The organism is Frateuria defendens (assembly GCF_001182895.1).
GTDB lineage: Bacteria > Pseudomonadota > Gammaproteobacteria > Xanthomonadales > Rhodanobacteraceae > Frateuria_B > Frateuria_B defendens.
This window is the reverse complement of sequence record NZ_LFQR01000043.1, coordinates 1-19,026: the sequence shown is the minus strand read 5'-3', so window position 1 is coordinate 19,026 and position 19,026 is coordinate 1. Positions and strand designations below refer to the sequence as shown.

The window sequence follows — 19,026 nt, the reverse complement described above, 5'->3', positions numbered from 1 at the left end:
AGGCGCGCCCTCGGGGTGTCTTTCTCTTTGGTTACTTTCTCTTGGACAAGCAAGAGAAAGTAACTCGCCCTCCGGCAGGAGGGCGAAACCCCGGCCAACGGCCGGCCAGCCAGCGACGGGGCCTCAACGACACGACACAACACGGTTCCCCTCACGATCCCGCGACAGCCTACGTCCCGCGATCGCCGGCGTAGCGTACTGTCCTGCGCCGCATTCCTTTCCCATCGGCCGCGCCCCGCGCCGCAGACAAAAAAGAGGCCGCCATCCGATGGCGGCCCTATCTGGGGAGATCCTCGCGTTCCTGACCGCGCGAGCGGCCGGAGGCGATTATTGTTGTCGTGCCTCGGCCGGCCGCGGCCCGTTGTCGGGTCGCGGCCGCGATGGGCTCAGAGCGAGAAGTCGTAGCGCGCGCCGAGGCGCACGTAGCGCGGGTCGGAGTAGGCGATGGTGCGGCCGTAGCTCGGGTCGCCGCCCGCGGTCTCGCTGATCGACAGCGTGCGTTGCTGGCTGAACACGTTGAACACGTCCACGGTGAAGGACAGCTTGTGGTCGGCCCAGGCCGGCGAGTACTGCGCGCTGAGGTCGAGCCGCCAGGTCCACGGCAGGCGGCCCTGCGAGCCGCGCGGGGTCGGCTCCGGGATGCCGTCGCCGTTGAGGTCGCAGAAGAAGAACGAGGTGCCGTAGCCCTGGCGGTCGTAGCCCTCCGGCGCGTTGCCGATGCAGTTCTTCGGACGGCCGGAGGCCACCGAGGCATTGGCGCCGAACAGCCACTCCGGCGTCGCCTGCCAGTAGCCGTAGGCCTTCAGCTGGTGGCGGCGGTCGTTGGGCAGGTAGCCGCTGGAGCCGATCATCAGCTCGGGGAAGTCCCAGTCCTGCGTCACCGACGGGTCGAGCTGGCCGATGTCCGACTTCAGCAGGCCCTCGGAGTTGCCGTAGTTCTTCGACCACACGTACTCCAGCTTGCCGTACCAGTTGTCGGAGAACTGGTGCAGCAGGTAGAGGTCGAGGGCGAGATACTTGCGCTTCAAGTCCGGGAAGCCGATGCCGTTCGAGTTGCCGGCGAAGTCCTCCTTGGTGAGCCGGAAGTCGCGGTAGTCGCCGTTGCCGGTGAGGTCGATCTGGAAGGTGTTGTTCTTGCCCGGGTTGAACAGGTAGCAGCCCTGGATCGCGGCGTTGCTGATGTCGATGTTGTTGCGCTCGGCGTAGTGCACGAACGGCGCCTCGTCGCAGAAGTCGTCGATGATGCTGAGCAGCTTGCGGTAGGTCAGCTTGGCGCCGAAGGCCCAGCGGTCGTTGATGGCCTTGTCGAAGCCGAGGATGTACTCGTCCTGGTAGTAGGCCTGCAGGTTCTTGGCGGCCACCGAGCGGGGGTCGGGCGCGGTGACGCCGTCGGCGCCGTTGGAGTACAGCACGCCGGTCACCGGGGTCAGCCCGCTCGGCACGCCGGTAGCGGGGTCGACGCCCGTGAAGGTGTACCACTGGCTGGCGAACAGCGAGGCCGAGGCGCCGCGGATCGCCACGTTGGCGGGAATCGCCAGGTGGTAGCGGCCGGCGTTGGCGTAGATCTTGAAAGTGGAGTCGCCGAACACGTCCCAGGTCACGCCCAGGCGCGGCGCCAGCTGGTGGCGCTGCTTCACGTAGACCTGGCCCGAGCCGTTGTAGTTGCTGAACTGTTCGTTGCGCAGGCCGAGGTAGGCCAGCCAGCGGTCGGTGACCTGCCAGTGGTCCTCGATGTACTGCGCCTCCTGCTTCACCTTCACGCTGGCGTTGAAGCCGATGATGCGGTTGCGCACGATGTAGTCGGGCTCGGGCGTGGGGACGTTCACGTCGGGGTAGCCGGTGAGGTCCACGTCCGAGGTGTTGGCGTAGCGGTAGGCCGAGCCGCCCTCGAACACCGTGCCGGAGAAGGATTTCAGCGTGACGTTGTCCAGGCCCGCGCGCAGGTCGTGGTCGCCCAGGCGGTACTCCACGTCGAAACGCCAGCCGTCGGTGTCGTCCTTGGCGCCGGCCGGCAGCACGGTGCCGGCGGCGGTGATGCTGCAGCCGGTGATGCTGGGCGTGACGCCGCGGGCGTCCACGACCACCGGACAGGGTACGCCACCGGCGCCGAGCGGGGTGTCCACGCGCTCGGAGTGGGTCTTGCCGTAGAGGGCGGTGACGGTGAGGTTGTCGGTGAGGTAGCCGGTGTACTTGCCCACGTACAGGTTGCCGCCCGGGGTGGCGCCGGCGCCCACCACGTCGAAGTTCTTCAGGTACTCGGTGCCGAGCAGCGCGCCCTTCGTGCCGGTGGCGTAGTCGTAGCTGCGGATGGTGCGGTCGATGGTGGTGGTGTCGCCCATCCCCGTCACTTCCACGATGTGGTTGTCGGTGATGTTCCAGTTGATCTTGCCCAGCCAGCGCGTGGTCTTGGTGTCGGTGTCGGCGGCGGTGCCCACCAGCTCGGAGTTGACGCCGCGCGAGCCGCTGGTCTCGCGTTTCTCCGCGGTGAGGTACATGAACAGGCGGTCCTTGACCAGCGGGCCGCTGATGTAGCCGGCGTAGACCGACTGCCAGGTCTTGTTGCGGCTGCGGTCCTGGAACAGCTGGCCGTCCTTCTCGGTGCCGTTGTGCTTGTAGTAGATGCTGCGCGGCGAATCGCGCAGGGCGCGCGGCGACCATTGCACCTCGCCGCCCATCTTCCAGGTGTTGCTGCCGCTCTTGGTGACGATGTTGACCACGCCACCGGTGGAGCGGCCGTACTCGGCGCCGTAGCCGCCGGTGAGCACCTGCTGCTGGTCGATGGAGTCGAACGGCAACTCGGTGAAGCCGAGGCCGGTCAGCGGGTTGGTCACCGGAAAGCCATTGACGTAGAACTGGTTCTCCGCCGCTGAGGCGCCGCCGAAGCTGATCGCGCCGCCATAGCGCGAGTCGCCCTCCACCGTGCCCGGGGCGAGCAGGGCGGCGGCGGCCACGCTGCGCGCCACTGGCAGCTTGTCGAGCTGCTCGGCGGTGAGCACTGTGCGCGAGTCGACCGAGGAGACGTCGATGGCCGGCATCGCCGAGGCCACCACGGTCATGCCTTCGAGGGTCTTGGCCTCGGCGGGCGCGCCGGTGAAGGAGATCTCCGTGCCGGTGTTCAGCGCGACCTGCACGTTGTCGCGGGTGGCGACGGCCTGGCCGCCGCGCTGCAGGGTGACGCGGTAGCGGCCCACCGCCAGCGAGGAGGCGCGGTAGTTGCCGCTGGCGTCGAGGCCCAGGGTGCGGGTCTGCCCGGTATCGAGGTTCTGCAATTGCACGGAGGCGTCGGGCGCCGCCTCCACATGGCCGTAGATCACACCGGTGGCATTGGACTGCGCCAGTACGGCGCCGCTGCTGCCGAGTCCGATGGCTAGGGCGGCGGCGAGCGCCGAGCGGCGCAGGCTGCGCGGATGGTTGATCGGCTTCATCGAATTGTCTCCCCACTTGTCGAGTCGAATGACTGCAGTGAGCGGAGCCGTGCTTTTCCGATCGCACGCCTCCGCAGTATCTTGCGGTGAGCGGGACGATGAAGCTGTGCTAAAAAAGTGTAAATGTCCACGACGGTGGCACTTCAGGAACCGCAAAAGTGGACTGCTTCCGGCCTTGCCCGGCTCTTCGGAATCCATCAACGTGGCACCGCGAAAACCCCCGGCCGTCGCCGGATTCGCGGTTTAATGCATAAACCACCACCCAACGCGGTAGCGGAGCGTGCACGATGCTGCTGAAGCTGGAGGCGGGAGGCCCGCTCTACGTGCGGGTTTACGAAGCGCTGCACCACGCCATCGAGGCCGGCGAACTGCGCGCCGGCGCGCGCCTGCCCGGCACGCGGGAACTTGCGGTGGACCTCGGCGTGTCGCGCACCGTGGTCACCCAGGCCTACGCGCTGCTGGAGAGCGAGGGCAGCGTGATCACCCACGGCCACGCGGGGTTCTTCGTCGGTGCCGAGCCGTCCTGCGGCGGCAGGCTGGAACACTTGAAGCGGGCCCACGGCGCTGAGCCGTCCTGTGCCGTGCCGCTGTCGCGGCAGGCCGAGCGCCTGCAGACGCTGCGCCCGCAGGAGGCCGACTTCCCGCTCCTCGACAACGACCCGGAGGCGATCGACCTGCGCTACTCCGGCCCGATCGCCGACTCGCTGGCCTTGGACCAGTGGCGCCAAGTGCTGGCGCAGACCGCGCGCCGCGCCGCGCAGATCGAGGAGCCGCCGGCCTGGGGCATGCACGAGTTCCGCGCAGCCGTGGCAGGCTACCTGCGCCACGAGCGCGGCGTGGTGGCGGAGGCCGACGACGTACTGATCCTCACCAGCGCGCAGCAGGCGTTCGACCTCACCGCGCGCGTGCTGCTCGATCCCGGCGCCACGGTGGGCCTGGAAGATCCCTACTACCTCGGCGCCCGCCACGCCTTCGCCGCGGCGGGGGCACGGCTGGTCGGCTGCGCGGTGGATGTGGGCGGCCTCGACATCGCCCAGCACGGCGAAGCGTTGCGGGATGCGCGCCTCCTGGTGGTCTCGCCCTCGCACCAGTTCCCCACTGGCGCGGTGATGTCCATGGAGCGGCGGAAGGCGCTGCTCGAATGGACGTATGGACGGCCAATTAACCTGTTCGAGGACGACATCGGCTGCGAGTATCGCTACGGCGTGCACGCCATCGCCTCGCTGCAGGGCAGCGACCGGCACGGCCGGGTGATCTACTGCGGCAACTTCGCGCGGCGCCTGTTCCCCGGCCTGCGGGTGGCCTGCATCGTGGTGCCGCCGGCGCTGCGCGAGAGCTTCCGCGCCGCCAAGTGGCTGGCCGACCGCGGCAGTTCCTCGCTGATGCAGCACGCCATGCTGCACTACCTCGCCAGCGGCGCCTACGAGCGCAGCCGGCGGCGCCTGCTGCGGGTACTCGACGCCAAGCGCTGCGCGCTGATCGCGGCGCTGCGGCGCCATCTCGGCGACGGCGCCGTGGTGCGTGGGGCCAGCGCGGGCATGGCCTTGTATGTGGAGCTGCCGGACCTGCCGGTGGCGCAGCTCGACGCGCTGGTGACGGCGGCGCGCTGCCGCAAGCTGCACGTGTATTCCGCCGCGCCGTATTTCCTGGGCCGCTGCCCGCGCGCGGCGCTGGTGCTCGGCTACGGCGGCACCGACGAGGAGCGCATGGACGAGGCCGGGCGCCGCCTGGCCGAGGCTTGCCGCGCGCTGCACGGCGAGGTCACGGCCGAGGGCGGATGACAGCTGTCATCGCCGCGGGCTGATGGCCGGCGCTTATGCCGCCCGGCGGTGGCTGCCACCCTGCCGGCGCAATGACGGACATCGCCACACGACGAGGCCGCGATGGATAGAGGGGATCTGCTGAAGGAGCTGCGCATCGAGCGCGCCCACCGCGAGCCGCATGGGCCGGGCGGCCGGCCGCGCTGGCCGTGGTTCGCGGCGGCGGCCGCGCTGGTGCTGCTGGCGCTGGGGGGCGCCGCGTGGTGGTGGCTCGGCCAGCGCGCGGTGGATGTGCGCACGGCCGTCGCGACCGCGCCGGCGGGCGCGGCCGGGGGCGGCGCGGTCCTGCAGGCCACCGGCTACGTCACCGCGCGGCGGCAGGCCACGGTGTCCGCGCAGATCACCGGCACGCTCACCGAGGTGCTGATCGAGGAAGGCGACACGGTGAAGAAGGGCCAGGTGCTGGCGCGGCTGGAGGACAGCGCCTACCGCGCCAGCCTCGACGCCGCCCAGGCCGCCGCCCGCGCGGCGGAGGCGCAGGTGGTGCAGGTGGAGGCGCAGCGGCGCCAGGCCGAGGCCGACGCGCGCCGGCAGGAGGCCCTGGTGGGCCCGGGCCTGGTCGCCCGCCAGGCCGCCGAGCAGGCGCGCACGGCGGCCTCCGCCTACGCCGCCCAGCTCAAGGCGCAGCGGCGCCAGGCCGAGGCGGCGCGGGCGCAGGTGGCGCAGGCGCAGGTCAACTTCGGCTACACCGTGATCCGCGCGCCGTTCGACGGCGTGGTCACCGACAAGGCGGCGCAGGTGGGCGAGATCATCTCGCCGCTCTCCGCCGGCGGCGGCTTCACCCGCACCGGCGTGGGCACCATCGTGGACATGGATTCGCTCGAGGTGGACGTGGACGTCAACGAGGCCTACATCGGCCGCGTGAAGCCGCAGATGCCGGCCGAGGCGGTGCTCGACGCCTACCCCGACTGGCGCATTCCCGCCCACGTCATCGCCATCGTGCCCGCCGCCGACCGCGGCAAGGCCACGGTGAAGGTGCGCGTGGCGCTGGAGCGCAAGGACGCGCGCATCGTGCCGGACATGGGCGTGCGCGTGTCCTTCCTCGAAGCCAGGCCGGCCGTGGCGGCGGCGCCGCCGAAGGGCGCGCTGGTGCCGGCCGAGGCGATCGTCGAGCGCGCGGGTCGCAGCGTGGTGTTCGTGGTGGCCGACGGCCGCGCCGCGCAGCGCGCGGTGACGCCGGCCGCGGAGGACTACGGCGCGATGAAGCGGCTGCCCGCCGCGGTGCAGCCGGGCGAGCGCGTGGTGCTGGCGCCGCCGGCCGGCCTGCGCGATGGCGCCAGGGTGCGGGAGGCCGCGCAGTGAGCGCGCCATGCCGATGAATTCGACGATGAGGAATGAACCCATGGGCACGCTGATCGAGCTACGCAATCTCTCCAAGGTCTACGAGCGCGGCCGGCAGAAGGTCGAGGTGCTGCACCACATCGACCTTGACATCGCCGAGGGCGACTTCCTCGCGATGATGGGGCCGTCCGGCTCCGGCAAGACCACCCTGCTCAACCTGATCGGCGGGCTCGACTCGCCCAGCGGCGGCAGCATCGCCGTGGCCGGGCAGCGGCTCGACCAGCTCGGCGCCGGCGCGCTGGCCCGCTGGCGCGCGGCGCACGTGGGCTTCGTGTTCCAGTTCTACAACCTGATGCCGATGCTGAGCGCGCAGCGCAACGTGGAGCTGCCGCTGCTGCTCACCAGGCTCAACGGCGCGCAGCGGCGCAAGAACGCGGGCATCGCCCTGCAACTGGTGGGGCTGGGCGACCGCGCCGCGCACAAGCCCGGCGAGCTGTCGGGCGGCCAGCAGCAGCGCGTGGCGATCGCCCGTGCCATCGTCTCCGACCCCGCGCTGCTGGTCTGCGACGAGCCCACCGGCGACCTCGACCGCCAGTCGGCGGAGGACGTGCTCGGCCTGCTGCGCACGCTCAACCGCGAGCACGGCAAGACCATCGTCATGGTGACCCACGACCCGAAGGCCGCCGAGTACGCCAACCACACGCTGCACCTGGACAAGGGCACGCTGGTCGAGCAGGCCACGGCATGACCGGGCCCTGCGCCACGCCGCGTCGCACCGGCATTCCTGCTCCGCTTTGCGGCACGCGGCGGCCTTCCGTCGAAGCGCGCTTCGCCTGCGCGCGCCGGCAAGCCCCGGCCGCCCATTCGGCCATGGAGTCCTCGCCATGAAATACCTCCACCTCATCTGGGCCGCGCTGTTCCGCCGCAAGGCGCGCACCGTGCTCACCCTGGTGTCGATCGTCGCTGCCTTCCTGCTGTTCGGCATGCTCGACGCCGTGCGCACCTCCTTCGACCAGGCCGGGCAGAGCGCCAACGGCGCGCAGCGGCTGCAGACGGGCTCGAAGCTCTCCTTCATCCAGCCGCTGCCGCAGTCGCTGGAGGCGCAGATCGCCCAGGTGCCGGGCGTCAAGCAGGTGACCTACGCCAACTGGTTCGGCGGCGCCTACCAGGACCCGCACAACCAGGTCTTCAGCTTCGCCGTGGCGCCCAACTACATCGACCTGTATCCGGAGATCGCCGTGGACCCGGCCGCGCGCAAGGCCTTCGACGCCAGCCGCACCGGCGCCCTGGTCGGCGAGACGCTGGCGCGGCGCTTCCACTGGAAGGTGGGCGACAAGATCCCGCTGCAGTCCACCATCTTCCCCAATCGCGAGGGCAGCAAGAACTGGAGCTTCGACATCGTGGGCATCCTGCACTCCACCGACAAGAAGACCGGCGGCTTCTACGACCAGCTGTTCCTGCTGCACTGGAAGTACTTCGACGAGACCACGCCCTACAACCGCGGCCAGGTCGGCTGGTACGTGAGCCGCGTGGCTGACGTGAACCAGGCCGACCGCGTGGCGCGGGCGATCGACGCGCTCTCGGCCAACTCCGACCACGAGACGCGCACCCAGACCGAGCAGGCCACCACCGCCTCGTGGATGAAGCAGCTGGCCGACATCGGCCTGATCGTGGGCGCGATCATGGGCGCGGTGTTCTTCACCCTGCTGCTGCTCTCGGGCAACACCATGATGCAGGCGGTGCGCGAGCGCACGGCGGAGCTGGCGGTGCTCAAGACCATCGGCTTCTCCAGCCGCAGCGTGCTGGCGATGGTGCTGGCCGAGTCGGTGCTGTTGCTGCTGCTCGGCGGCGTGGTGGGCCTCGGGCTGGCGGCGCTGCTGATCCCGGGCGTGAGCGCCGGCAGCGGCGGCATGCTCAACCTGCCCACGGTGGGTGCGAGCAGCTGGCTGCTCGGCCTCGCGCTGATGGTGGCGGTGGGGCTCCTGGTGGGCGCGCTGCCGGCATGGCGCGCGATGCGCCTCAACATCGTCGATGCGCTGGCCGGGCGCTGAGGAGAACGCGATGGCATTCCTGCGCAATCTGCTGTTGCTGGTGCTGCTGATGGCGGCGCTGGTGTTGTGGGTATGGCTGCCTTGGTCCGTGGTGCTGGGCCTGGCCGTGCTGTTCGCCGGCTGGATGGCCTTCACCCGGCGCGGCCGCCAGGCCGCCTCGGTGACCGGTGTGGGCATCAGCACCCTGCGCCAGCGCCTGGGTTCCTCCGCGGTGATCGTGATCGGCATCGCCGGCGTGGTCGGCGTGCTGGTGGCGCTGCTGGCGATGGCCGAGGGCTACGGCGAGACGCTGCGCAAGAGCGGCAGCGCCGACACCGCCATCGTGCTGCGCGGCGCCTCGGCGGCCGAGGTGATGTCGGTGCTCGACCACGACAGCGTCACCCTGATCCCGCAGGCGCCCGGTATCGCGCATGATGCCCAGGGCCGTCCGCTGGCTTCGCCCGAACTGGTGGTGGCGGCCAACCTGCCGGTGAAGGGCGGCGCGCCGGACGAGGAAGGCAGCGTGCAGTTGCGCGGCGTGGGCGAGCAGGCATGGGCGGTGCGGCCGCAGGTGAAGATCGTCGAAGGGCGCCTGTTCAAGCCGGGCCTGCGCGAGCTGGTGGTGGGCAAGGGCGCGGCGCGCCAGTTCGCCGGCTTGGCGCCGGGGCATGCGGTACGCCTCGGCAGCCAGTCGTGGACGGTGGTAGGCGTGTTCGCCTCGGGCGATGCGATGGAGTCGGAGATATGGGGCGACGCCGAGGTGGTGGCCGACACCTACCGCCGCGGCAGCAGCCGTGCCTCGGTTACCGTGCGGCTCACCGACCCCGGCGCCTTCGCCGCCTTCAAGCGCGCGCTCGAAGCCAATCCGCAGCTCAAGGTGGACGTCAGCACCACGTTGGCCTACTTCAGCAAGCAGTCCGAGGGCATGACCCGCATCATCCGCGTCATGGGCCTCACCGTGGGCGCGATCATGGCCATCGGCGCCATCTTCGGCGCGCTCAACACCATGTTCGCCGCCGTCGCCGCGCGGGCGAGGGAGATCGCCACGCTGCGCGCGATCGGCTTCCGCGGCCTGCCGGTGGTGGTGGCAGTGATGCTGGAGACGATGCTGCTGGCCCTGGCCGGCGGCCTGCTCGGCGGTTTGCTGGCGTGGCTGCTCTTCAACGGCTACAGCGCCTCCACCCTGGCGGCCGGCACGGTGGGCAAGCTCAACTTCGAGCTGAAGGTGTCGCCGCGGCTCCTGTGGGACGGCCTCAAGTGGGCGCTGGCGATCGGCTTCATCGGCGGCCTGTTCCCCGCCGTGCGCGCCGCGCGCCTGCCGGTGACCACCGCGCTGCGCGAGCTGTAGCGCGCCTGCGCGCGACCGTCCCGCCAGCAGCACCGCGCACGGATGCGCACCCCCATGTAGGAGCGCCTGCGCGCGACCGCTTTGGTCTTTGGTCGGTACGGCCAAAAGCAGTCGCGCGCAAGCGCGCCTACATGGCGGCTCGCAGCCTGATGCCTTGGCTGGGCCATCGTCCATCAGGGCATCACCGGCGGCACGTAGCTCAACGTGAGGCCGAGCAGCCACAGCAGGCCCAGCACCAGCGGCACGTGCACCACCAGCTGGATGAAGGTGAAGCCCACCACGTCGCGGGCCTTGATGCCCAGCACGCCGAGCAGGGGCAGCATCCAGAACGGGTTGATCAGGTTGGGCAGCGCCTCGGCGGCGTTGTAGATCTGCACCGCCCAGCCCAGGTGCGCGTGCAGGTCGTTGGCCGCCTGCATCACGTAGGGCGCCTCCACCAGCCACTTGCCGCCGCCGGAGGGCACGAAGAAGCCGAGGATGGCCGAGTAGGCGCCCATCACCAGGGCGAAGGTGTCGGTGGAGGCGATCCGCACGAACAGGCCCGAGAGATGGTGCGAGAGCGTGGCGCCGTCCGTGCCGGGCGCGTGGGTGAGCAGCGCCGCGATGCCGCCGTAGAGCGGGAACTGGATCAGCACGCCGGCCGTGCTCGGCACCGCGCGCGCCACCGCGTTCAGGAAGCTGCGCGGGCGCCAGTGCAGCAGGAGGCCCAGGGTGAGGAACAGGAAGTTGTAGGTGTTGAGGTTGGCGATGGCGGTCACGGCGGGCTTGGTGGCGAACTCGTGCCCCAGCCAGCCCAGGCCCAGCAGGCCGATCAGCAGCGACAGCAGCGGGCTGTACTCCAGCCACTCGCCGGGCCGGCTGCGCGGCGGCAGCGGCGGCGTGGCGGCCTCGCCGTCCACGCCGAAGTCCTGCGCGGTGCGCGCGCTGGCGCCCGAGGGCGCGGTGAACCAGCAGATCAGCAGCGACACGACGATCAGCACCGCCGTCAGCGCGATCGACTGCCACAGGAAGATGGTTTCGCTGAAAGGCAGCACGCCGGTGATCTGCAACAGGCCCGGCGGCATGCTCTTGGGGTTGGCCTGCAACTGCGCGGCGGAGGAGGACAGACCCATCGCCCACACCGCGCCGAGGCCAAGGTAGGCGGCCGCGGCGGCGGCGCGGTAGTCCATGCGCAGTTCCGTGCGCCGCGCCAGCGCGCGCACCAGCAGCCCGCCGAACACCAGCGAGAAGCCCCACGACAGCAGCGAGGCCAGCATGCTCACCAGGCCCACGTAGCAGATCGCGCCACGTCCGCTGCGCGGCACCCGCGCCAGCACGTCGATGAAGCGCGCCACCACCGGCGCGGTGGCCACCACGTAGCCGCCGATCACCACGAAGGCCATCTGCATGGTGAAGGGGATCAGGCTCCAGAAACCCTCGCCGAAGGTGTTCACCGTCACCGTCGGCGTGGCGCCGAAGGCCAGCGCCGCCAGCGCCACGATCGCCACGCCCAGCGCGGCGAACACCCAGGCGTCGGGGAACCAGCGCTCCGACCACGCCGCACTGCGCAAGGCAGCGCGGGCCAGCAGGCCTTCGGACGAGGTGTTCATGGCGGCTTCCCCGATGAATGATCGGGGCATGGTCGTCGCCGCCGGCGGGCCGGACAACGCGACGATGGTCGTAACGCCGCCGGCCCCGCGGGTTCAGCCCGCCTTGCGCTGCCGGGCGAGGGTGATCACCGCCACGCCGAGCAGGATCACCGCCATGCCGGCCAGGTCGTAGGCGCCCACCTGTTCGCCGATCAGCAGCACGCCGAACAGCACCGCCACCGGCGGGTTCACGTAAGCGTAGCTGGTGGCGAGCGCCGGCCGCGTGTGCTTGAGCACGTAGAGGTAGGCGCTAAAGGCGATCAGCGAGCCGAACACCACCAGGTAAAGCAGCGCCAGCGTGGCGTGGGCGGACGGGTGCGCGGGCAACCGCTCGCCGCCGGCGAAGCCGACCGCGAGCAGGGCCACGCTGGCGCACAGCATCTGCGCGGCGGTGTTCATCGGGCCGGCCGGCATGTCCTGCCGCTTGCTCCACACCGAGCCGAAGGCCCAGCTCATCGCCGCCACCAGCAGCGCGATGGCGCCGAGGCGCGAGCCGGACAGGCCGCTGCCCAGGTTGAGCACGATCACGCCGGCGAAGCCGATCAAGAGGCCCACCGTCTCGCGCCGCGTCGGCCACAGCCCGTACAGGCCCGAGAACAGCGCGGCGAACAGCGGCATGCTGGCCACCGCCACCGCGGCGATGCCCGAGCTCACCCGCTGCTCGGCGAAACACACCAGCCCGTTGCCGAAGCCGAGCAGCAGCACGCCGGTGAAGGCCGCGTTGCGCCATTGCCGCGGCGTGGGCGGGGTAACGCCGCGCCAGCGCAGGAAGCCGTACAGCAGCACGCCGGCGGTGAGGAAGCGCACGCCGGCCAGCAGGAACGGGGTGTAGCTCTCCAGCGCCACGCGGATGGCGAGGTAGGTGGAGCCCCAGATCACGTAGAGCGCGAACAGCGACAGCGGCACCAGCAGGCGCGCGTCGAGGGCGGGCGTGGCGCTCGCCAGGCCGGCAGCGGGAGAGGAAGACGTGTCGTTCATCGGTCGGCCTGGGGACGGGGCTGTCGCGAAGGGTGGGGACGGCCAGAGTCGCAAAGCTTAGTGCGGCCGCGGCGCGGCCGGTAGCGAGCCGTATGCAAGGCTGCTTGCAACGGCGTTCAAGCCGGCCGTGCGGCGCGGCTGCCGGGTTTCAGCGTGGCGCCGGCGCCGCCTCGCGCCGGCGCTCCCGCGAGAGCAGCTCGCGCTTGCGCTCCACGCCCCAGCGCCAGCCGCCGGGCGAGCCGTCCTCGCGGATCACGCGGTGGCAGGGCACGATCAGGGCGAGGCGGTTGCTGCCGCAGGCGCGGCCGACCGCGCGCGCGGCGCCGGGCCGGCCCAGGCTGGCGGCCAGTTCGCCGTAGCTGCGCGTCTCGCCGGCGGGGATGCGCGTGAGCGCCTCCCACACCCGCCACTGGAAGGCGGTGGCGGCGATGTCCAGCGGCGGCAGCGCGGGCGCGGCGGCGTCGCTCCAGCCCAGCTCGCTGGCGATGCGGGCGATCACCGCGTCCAGCCATTCCTCGCGGCCGGCGTCCACGCGCTCGCGTCCGGCCTGCGGGAATTCCTCGGCCAGCCGGCGCTCCAGCGCGCGGTCGTCCTCGTCCAGCGTCACCGCGCAGATGCCGCGCGTGGTCGCCGCCACCAGCAGCCGGCCCAGCGGCGTGCCGGTGGTGGTGTAGCGGATGCTGGCGCCGGCGCCGCCGGCGCGGTAGCTGGCCGGGGTCATGCCGAGCAGGCGGTCGCTATGCTCGTAGACACGGCTGCCGGAGCCGAAGCCGGCCGCATAGACCGCCTCGGTGACCTCGGCGCCTTCGCGCAGCGCCGCCTTGAACTGGCCGAAGCGCCGCGCGCGGTGGTACTCGGCCGGGCTCATGCCGTAGCGGCGGCGGAACGCGCGCTGCAGGTGGCTGGGGCTCAGTGAAACCTCGGCGGCCAGCGCTTCCAGGCTGGGCGCGGTCTCGGCCTCTTCCAGCAGGCGGCGCACGCGGTCCAGGTTGAGGGCGGCGGGGGAGGGACGGGCGGTCATGATGGCACTCCTCGACGAAGCTGCCCTCAGGCTACGGCCCGCCGCGGCGGGCGGCCATCCGCTTCTTGCGCCTGGCGTGCCCGCGCCTGACGGCGGCGCCTGGCATCATGCGGCGTCGCGGGCATGCGGCCCGTGACGCGGGCGCCGGACCGGCGCGGATTCCGATGGATCGACGGCGAGTGGATCAGTGGAGAGGCCGCGGGCCGTACGGCACAGCGCGACGGGCGGGACGACAGGCGGGCGTACCGCGCCTTTCGGCGCGAAAATCCGGGCTCAGTGCGCCACCGGGCGGCCGTCGCGGATCACCACGAACTCGCCCTCGAGCACCTGCGGGCGGTGTGTGGCGCGCGGCGTGGGCGCCGCCTTGCCGGCACCCTTCCACTGGCGCCAGGCCAGCAGCAGGCCGCCACCGACCAGCAGCACGCTGGCCACCACCAGGCCGAACACCAGCAGGACGCCCACCACGGCCACGCCCAGCAGCAGCGAAAGCGCGCGGGCCAGCGGGTGGCGGGGGCGATGCAGGGGCGGCAGGACGAAGCGCATGTTAAAAATCCGTATGGTAAAATCAAGGACTTACGTGTGCAACGATGAGGCCTCACGGCCCGCAAGGCAAGTGCCGATGGACATGACCGCTACCCAGCTCTGCCGCCTCGAGGACCTCCCCGACGGCGAAGCCACCGCCGTGGACGCCCTGCTGCCCGACGGCGAGGAGAGCGTGATCGTGCTGCGCCAGGGCGGGGCGGTGCGTGCCTGGCTCAACCTCTGCCCGCACGCCGGGCGCCGGCTGGACTGGGCACCGGGCAAGTTCCTGATCAGCCAGGGCCTGCTGATCTGCGCCGCCCATGGCGCCAGCTTCCGCACCGACGACGGCGCATGCGTCGGCGGCCCCTGCCGCGGCGAGCATCTGCGCGCGGTGCCGGTGGCGGTCGAGGACGGTTGGGTGCGCCTGCTGCCCTGACCGGGCCTGCGCGAGGTCACGCGGGGTCCAGGTCCTTCTTGCGCACCGCCGGCACGCCGGCATAGAGCCCGTTGGGCGCGCAGTCCGCCACCACCACCGCGCCGGAGGCGACGATGCAGCCCGGCCCGATGGTGACGCCCGGGTGCACGATCACCCCTGCGCCCAGCCAGCAGCCGTCGCCGATCACCACCGGCGCGAACCGCGGCGGGTTGGCGGCGCGCCGCGCGGCGGGGCCGACCTCGTGGGTGCCGGTGAACACCAGTACGTGCGGGCCCAGCGCAACGCGGTCGCCGATCGCGATGCCGCCGGTGGGGTGCAGCGACACGCCGATGTTGAGGTAGCAGTAGTCGCCGATGCGCAGCTTCGACAGGTCGCCGCCGTAGTGGCCGCCGTGCATGATCGCCGAGCGGCCGATGCGCGCCCCGGCGCCGGCGAGCAGCAGGCGCCGCAGCCGTGACGGGATCAGCGCCGACGCCGCCACGCCATTCGCCAGCCATGCCCGAAGACCCATGCCGCTCCCCGGCTGTGTGGACCGCGGTCTTTGTACGGACCGGGTCGTGACGATCCGGTCGCGGCGCCGCGCGGGGCGGCGCAACGCGCGCCCGCCGGCGTGCCGCTCAGCGGAACATCAGGTTCACCGCCACCAGCGTGATCGCCAGCACCAGCAGGGTCAGCGGCACGCCCACGCGCAGGAAGTCGCGCGCGTGGTAGCCGCCCGGGCCGGTGACCATCATCAGCGCCGGGTGGCCGGAGCTGATCAGGAAGGTGTTGGAGGAGGACACCGCCACGATCAGCGCATAGGCCGACGGGTTGCCGCCGGTGGCCACGGCCACGCTGATGGCGATGGGCACCATCATCACCGTGGCGCCCACGTTGGACATCACCTGCGAGAAGCACAGCGTGAGCAGGGCCAGGGCGAGCTGGAAGGTCCAGTGCGGCGCGCTGCCCAGGTGCTGCAGCACCTCCTGCGCGAGCCAGGCGGCGGTGCCGGTGGCGTCCATCGACCAGCCCAGCGGGATCAGGCAGGCGGTGACGAAGATGGTCTTCCAGTTCACCGCCTTGTAGGCCTCGTCCATGGTCAGCACGCCGCTGAGCAGCATGCCCACCGCGCCGGTCATCATCGCCACTGAGAGGTCGAGGTTGGTGAACAGCGCCAGGCACTTGGCCAGCACGAAGAAGCCCACCGCCTGCCACAGCTTGTTCGGCCGCTGCTCCTCGCGCGGGATGTCGGTGACCACCACCAGGTCCTTGTCCTCGGCGGCCAGGGTGAGGCTGCGCCAGCGCGAGTGCAGCACCAGGGTGTCGCCGGTGCGCAGGCTCACCGCGCGCACGTCGTCGCGGAACACCTGGTCGCCGCGCGTCACCGCCAGCACCGAGATGCCGTAGCGCTTGCGCAGGCGCAGCTCGCCCACGGTGCGCTTGACGAAGCGCGAGCTGGGCGGGATCACCGCCTCGGAAATGCCGGCGCGGGTGGGGTTGAACAGCTCGCCCAGCTGCTGCATGCGCGGCGACAGCCGGCACAGCTGGTTGTTGGCGAACTGGTTGAGCTGCTCGCGCGGGCCGAGCACGCCGAGCACGGTGCCCACCCAGATCACCTGGTCGGCCGGCGGCGCCATGCGCGCCTCGTTGCCGTTCTTGATGGCCAGGATCAGCGGCGCCTCGTACAGGTGCTCCACCTCGCCGATGCTCATGCCCACCAGCGGGCTCTCCGCGGTGACGGTGAGCTCCACCGTTTCGCCGACGATGCCGTAGGTGTCGGCGAAGTAGCTCTCGGTGCGGCCCGGCGTCACCTTGAGGCGCTCGTCCTCGCGCTCGGGCAGCAGCCTGGCGGTGAACAGGCGGAAGAACAGCACGCCGGCCAGCGCCAGCGCCAGGCCCACCGGCGTCACGCTGAACAGGCCGAACTTGGGGATGGTGTGCGCGCCCGGCGGCAGGTTGGCGTTGGCGCTCGCGATCAGGTCGTTGAGCACGATCAGCGGCGAGTTGGCGATCAGCGTGGTGTTGGTGCCGGTGAGGATGCAGAAGGCCATCGGCAGCAGCAGCCGCGACATCGGCACGCCGGTGCGCGCGGACAGGCGGCTGGCCACCGGGATCATCAGCGCCGCCAGCGCCTGGCTGGGGATCACCGCGCTGAACAGGCTGGCCACCGCGTTGATCACCACGCCCAGGCGCGACTCCACCCCGCGCGCCATGCGCATCACGAAGCTGGCGGTGAGCGCCAGCACGCCGGCGCGGTCCAGCCCCGCGCCCATGATCATGATCGCGATGATGGCGATCACCGCGTTGCCGGCGAAGCCGTTGAACACGCGGTCGGAGGGGATCAGCCCGGTGAGGCCGATCACCACCACCACCAGCAGCGCCACCATATCGGCGCGCACCCACTCCAGCACCAGCATCAGCATGGTGAAGCCCACCAGCCCGAGCACCAGGATCATTTCGGGGGTGAGCGAGAGTCCCACTAGCGAGCGTCCCCGCAAGGCCGATGGAAGGAGGGGATGGGGTTGTGCGGTGGTTGCCTCACGCTGGGCGACTCGTCCCTGGTTGCCGGCGAGTATAAGCAGTGCGTTGCGACGGCTGGTGAATCGTCCTTCGCGTGCGGCGCGGCGCGCGCGCTCAGGCCTTGCGGTAGAGCAGGTCCCACACGCCGTGCCCGAGCTTCAGGCCGCGCCGCTCGAAGTGGGTCTCGATGCGCCAGTCCGGCTTCTCGGCGTAGGCACCCGGCGCCACTGCGTTGCGCCAGCCGGGCGCGGCTTCCATCACGTCCAGCATGTGCTCGGCGTAGGGCTGCCAGTCGGTGGCCAGGTGCAGCAGGCCGCCGGGGGCCATGCGCGAGGCGAGCAGGGCGACGAACGGCGGCTGCACGATGCGGCGCTTGTTGTGGCGCTTCTTGTGCCAGGGGTCGGGGAACCAGATGCGCGCCTCGGCCAGCGTGCCCGGGGCGATCTCGTGCTCCAGCACCTCCACCGCGTCGTGCTTGTACAGGCGTACGTTGGCGGCATCGCGCGCGGCCAGGGCGTTCATCAGCCGGCCGACGCCGGGGCCGTGCACCTCCACGCCGAGGTAGTCGCGCGCCGGGTCGTGCTCGCTGGCCCAGGCCAGCGCCTCGCCGTTGCCGAAGCCGATCTCCAGCACCAGCGGCGCGCGGCGGCCGAAGCGCGCGGCGAAGTCCTGCGGGGCGCCGCGGTAGTCGATGCCGAAGCGCGCCCAGTGCGTCTCGAAGGCGCGCTGCTGCGCCGGCGTCATGCGGCCCTCGCGCAGCACGAAGCTGCGGATGCGCCGCAGATGGGCGTTGCCGCTGGCGTCGTGGTGTTCGCTCATGGCCGGCGCTCCGTGCGGGCGGACGGGTCGAGGCGGGACGCATCGGGGCGTGCAGGCGCCGCCTGGGCGGCGGTCATGGCGAGGAGGCGGCCGCGCGGGCCGCTGCAGGTCGTGATCGGCATGCGCGCATTGTAGCGGGATGCCGCCGCGCGCCGGCATCGCGGCGGCGGGGCTTCAGTGCTCGGCGGTGCGCTTCCACGATGGCGCATCGCGCGCGTCGGAGGCCGGCGCCTTGCCGCGGGCGGGCGCGGCAGGGCGCCAGGGCTGCGCGTCATGGCCAGGCATCGGCCGGTAGCCGGACGGCGGCGCGGCGTTGCGCGGCATGGCGGGCGCCGGCATCGGCATCGCCTGGGGCGGCATCGGGCGCTCGGCGCGGAAGGCCGGCACGGGCGCCGGCGCCGCGCGCTGGAACGAGGGCGGCGGCGCGGCGCGTTCGACGCCATCGCGCGGCGGCCACGCACGATTGCTTCGCATCGATCGCACGTCGCCTTCGTTCATCGGCGCCGCACGCTCGAAACGCGGTACCTGTGGCAGGCGGTTGACGGGCACGGCGGCATTGCCGGGGCCGCGGTCGAGCGGCGCCGCCGGCACGGCGCCCGGGGCGGGCCGCGGCGCGGCGGTGAAGCGCTGGCCGTTACGGCGCACCTCGCCGCGATCCACGCCACGGTCGATGGCACGGCCGGTGCGGTCGCCATCAAACGCCCGGCGCATCGGCGCGAAGCGGGCCGACGGCAGTTCGCCGGGGCGCAGCGCGGGATTGGCGGGGTTGGGCGTGGCGGCGTCGACGCCGTTGCGCGCGGCTGGCGCGATCCGCGGCGGCACCGGCAGCATGCGCGGGGTGGTGGTCGATACGGCGCGCGGGGGCGGCGTGGTGTTCTGCGCGTCCGGCGTAGGCCGGCCGTCGCGGCCGCGCCCCGCACGCCAACCGGCGAAGCCGTCCGGCGGTGCGCGCCGCGTCACCACGTCGCGCCCGAAGCCCGCGGACGCGCGCGGCGGCGTGATGCGGGACGGGGCGGGCGGCAGTGGCCGCGGCATGGCTTCGCGCGAGAGCGCCGGCATGGCGTCGAGCTGGCGCGGATCGAGGCGGAAGCGGTCGTGCGGCACGCGGCGCGCCGCGGCGAAGTCGCGCGCCGGCATCGCCGAGAAGCCCGGCGGCAGCTCGCGGCGCCCGTCGTGCAGCGCGCGCACGGGCGGCGGCAGGCCGCGGCGGTAGTCCGCG

14 protein-coding genes and 1 pseudogene are annotated in these 19,026 nt (G+C 71.9%); 6 read left to right on the top strand and 9 right to left on the bottom strand.

What is annotated here, in order from left to right:
* Window positions 1-386 precede the first annotated feature (386 nt).
* Window positions 387-3,425 carry a TonB-dependent receptor gene (locus tag ACH65_RS07075; RefSeq protein ID WP_049621882.1) on the bottom strand — a complete coding sequence of 1,013 codons (3,039 nt, stop codon included), beginning with the start codon at window positions 3,423-3,425 and terminating at the stop codon, window positions 387-389.
* A 287-nt stretch (window positions 3,426-3,712) separates the two neighbouring features.
* Between ACH65_RS07075 and pdxR the strand changes: the two genes are divergently transcribed.
* The 5 genes from pdxR (at window position 3,713) to ACH65_RS07050 (ending at window position 9,904) form a co-directional block, all read left to right on the top strand.
* A complete protein-coding gene (gene pdxR, locus ACH65_RS18865; protein ID WP_049621881.1) occupies window positions 3,713-5,206 on the top strand; it encodes a MocR-like pyridoxine biosynthesis transcription factor PdxR in 1,494 nt (497 codons plus the stop codon).
* Between the two features lie 102 nt (window positions 5,207-5,308).
* Window positions 5,309-6,547, top strand: coding sequence for an efflux RND transporter periplasmic adaptor subunit (locus ACH65_RS07065; RefSeq protein WP_049621880.1), 1,239 nt, complete (start codon window positions 5,309-5,311; stop codon window positions 6,545-6,547).
* Between the two features lie 40 nt (window positions 6,548-6,587).
* Entirely contained in the window at window positions 6,588-7,274 is a 687-nt protein-coding gene (locus ACH65_RS07060; protein WP_049621879.1) for an ABC transporter ATP-binding protein, read from the top strand.
* Between the two features lie 136 nt (window positions 7,275-7,410).
* The gene (locus ACH65_RS07055) at window positions 7,411-8,577 is read left to right on the top strand and encodes an ABC transporter permease (RefSeq protein WP_049621878.1); all 1,167 of its coding nucleotides are present in this window, start codon (window positions 7,411-7,413) and stop codon (window positions 8,575-8,577) included.
* 10 nt (window positions 8,578-8,587) lie between these two features.
* Window positions 8,588-9,904 (top strand): ABC transporter permease, encoded by a 1,317-nt coding sequence (locus ACH65_RS07050; RefSeq protein ID WP_049621884.1) that lies wholly within the window; start codon window positions 8,588-8,590, stop codon window positions 9,902-9,904.
* Between the two features lie 173 nt (window positions 9,905-10,077).
* On the opposite strand, the gene ACH65_RS07045 is transcribed toward ACH65_RS07050, so the two are convergent.
* From ACH65_RS07045 to ACH65_RS07030, 4 genes are all read right to left on the bottom strand, one after another.
* Window positions 10,078-11,493 carry a short-chain fatty acid transporter gene (locus tag ACH65_RS07045; RefSeq protein ID WP_202594157.1) on the bottom strand — a complete coding sequence of 472 codons (1,416 nt, stop codon included), beginning with the start codon at window positions 11,491-11,493 and terminating at the stop codon, window positions 10,078-10,080.
* Window positions 11,494-11,586: 93 nt separating this feature from the next.
* Entirely contained in the window at window positions 11,587-12,510 is a 924-nt protein-coding gene (gene yedA, locus ACH65_RS07040) for a drug/metabolite exporter YedA (RefSeq protein ID WP_049621877.1), read from the bottom strand.
* A gap of 148 nt (window positions 12,511-12,658) precedes the next feature.
* Entirely contained in the window at window positions 12,659-13,531 is an 873-nt protein-coding gene (locus ACH65_RS07035; protein WP_049621876.1) for a methylated-DNA--[protein]-cysteine S-methyltransferase, read from the bottom strand.
* A gap of 273 nt (window positions 13,532-13,804) precedes the next feature.
* The gene (locus ACH65_RS07030) at window positions 13,805-14,074 is read right to left on the bottom strand and encodes a hypothetical protein (protein ID WP_049621875.1); all 270 of its coding nucleotides are present in this window, start codon (window positions 14,072-14,074) and stop codon (window positions 13,805-13,807) included.
* Window positions 14,075-14,150: 76 nt separating this feature from the next.
* Between ACH65_RS07030 and ACH65_RS07025 the strand changes: the two genes are divergently transcribed.
* A complete protein-coding gene (locus ACH65_RS07025) occupies window positions 14,151-14,489 on the top strand; it encodes a Rieske (2Fe-2S) protein (RefSeq protein ID WP_049621874.1) in 339 nt (112 codons plus the stop codon).
* A 16-nt stretch (window positions 14,490-14,505) separates the two neighbouring features.
* Here the strand turns inward: ACH65_RS07025 and ACH65_RS07020 are convergent, their stop codons facing one another.
* The 4 genes and pseudogenes from ACH65_RS07020 to ACH65_RS20260 all read right to left on the bottom strand — a co-directional run.
* Window positions 14,506-15,000: an acyltransferase gene (locus ACH65_RS07020; RefSeq protein ID WP_049621873.1), complete on the bottom strand. Its 495-nt coding sequence runs from the start codon at window positions 14,998-15,000 to the stop codon at window positions 14,506-14,508.
* Window positions 15,001-15,106: 106 nt separating this feature from the next.
* Entirely contained in the window at window positions 15,107-16,924 is a 1,818-nt protein-coding gene (locus ACH65_RS07015) for an SLC13 family permease (RefSeq protein WP_049621872.1), read from the bottom strand.
* A 178-nt stretch (window positions 16,925-17,102) separates the two neighbouring features.
* Window positions 17,103-17,807 (bottom strand): tRNA (guanosine(46)-N7)-methyltransferase TrmB, encoded by a 705-nt coding sequence (gene trmB / locus ACH65_RS07010; protein WP_049621871.1) that lies wholly within the window; start codon window positions 17,805-17,807, stop codon window positions 17,103-17,105.
* A 174-nt stretch (window positions 17,808-17,981) separates the two neighbouring features.
* Window positions 17,982-19,026, bottom strand: a pseudogene (locus ACH65_RS20260) (hypothetical protein); the annotation flags it as partial.

Coding starts and splice junctions, on each gene's coding strand:
- ACH65_RS07075 (WP_049621882.1), bottom strand. CDS start 3,425: ATGAAGCCGATCAACCATCCGCGCAGCCTGCGCCGCTCGGCGCTCGCC.
- pdxR (WP_049621881.1), top strand. CDS start 3,713: ATGCTGCTGAAGCTGGAGGCGGGAGGCCCGCTCTACGTGCGGGTTTAC.
- ACH65_RS07065 (WP_049621880.1), top strand. CDS start 5,309: ATGGATAGAGGGGATCTGCTGAAGGAGCTGCGCATCGAGCGCGCCCAC.
- ACH65_RS07060 (WP_049621879.1), top strand. CDS start 6,588: ATGGGCACGCTGATCGAGCTACGCAATCTCTCCAAGGTCTACGAGCGC.
- ACH65_RS07055 (WP_049621878.1), top strand. CDS start 7,411: ATGAAATACCTCCACCTCATCTGGGCCGCGCTGTTCCGCCGCAAGGCG.
- ACH65_RS07050 (WP_049621884.1), top strand. CDS start 8,588: ATGGCATTCCTGCGCAATCTGCTGTTGCTGGTGCTGCTGATGGCGGCG.
- ACH65_RS07045 (WP_202594157.1), bottom strand. CDS start 11,493: ATGAACACCTCGTCCGAAGGCCTGCTGGCCCGCGCTGCCTTGCGCAGT.
- yedA (WP_049621877.1), bottom strand. CDS start 12,510: ATGAACGACACGTCTTCCTCTCCCGCTGCCGGCCTGGCGAGCGCCACG.
- ACH65_RS07035 (WP_049621876.1), bottom strand. CDS start 13,531: ATGACCGCCCGTCCCTCCCCCGCCGCCCTCAACCTGGACCGCGTGCGC.
- ACH65_RS07030 (WP_049621875.1), bottom strand. CDS start 14,074: ATGCGCTTCGTCCTGCCGCCCCTGCATCGCCCCCGCCACCCGCTGGCC.
- ACH65_RS07025 (WP_049621874.1), top strand. CDS start 14,151: ATGGACATGACCGCTACCCAGCTCTGCCGCCTCGAGGACCTCCCCGAC.
- ACH65_RS07020 (WP_049621873.1), bottom strand. CDS start 15,000: ATGGGTCTTCGGGCATGGCTGGCGAATGGCGTGGCGGCGTCGGCGCTG.
- ACH65_RS07015 (WP_049621872.1), bottom strand. CDS start 16,924: ATGATCCTGGTGCTCGGGCTGGTGGGCTTCACCATGCTGATGCTGGTG.
- trmB (WP_049621871.1), bottom strand. CDS start 17,807: ATGAGCGAACACCACGACGCCAGCGGCAACGCCCATCTGCGGCGCATC.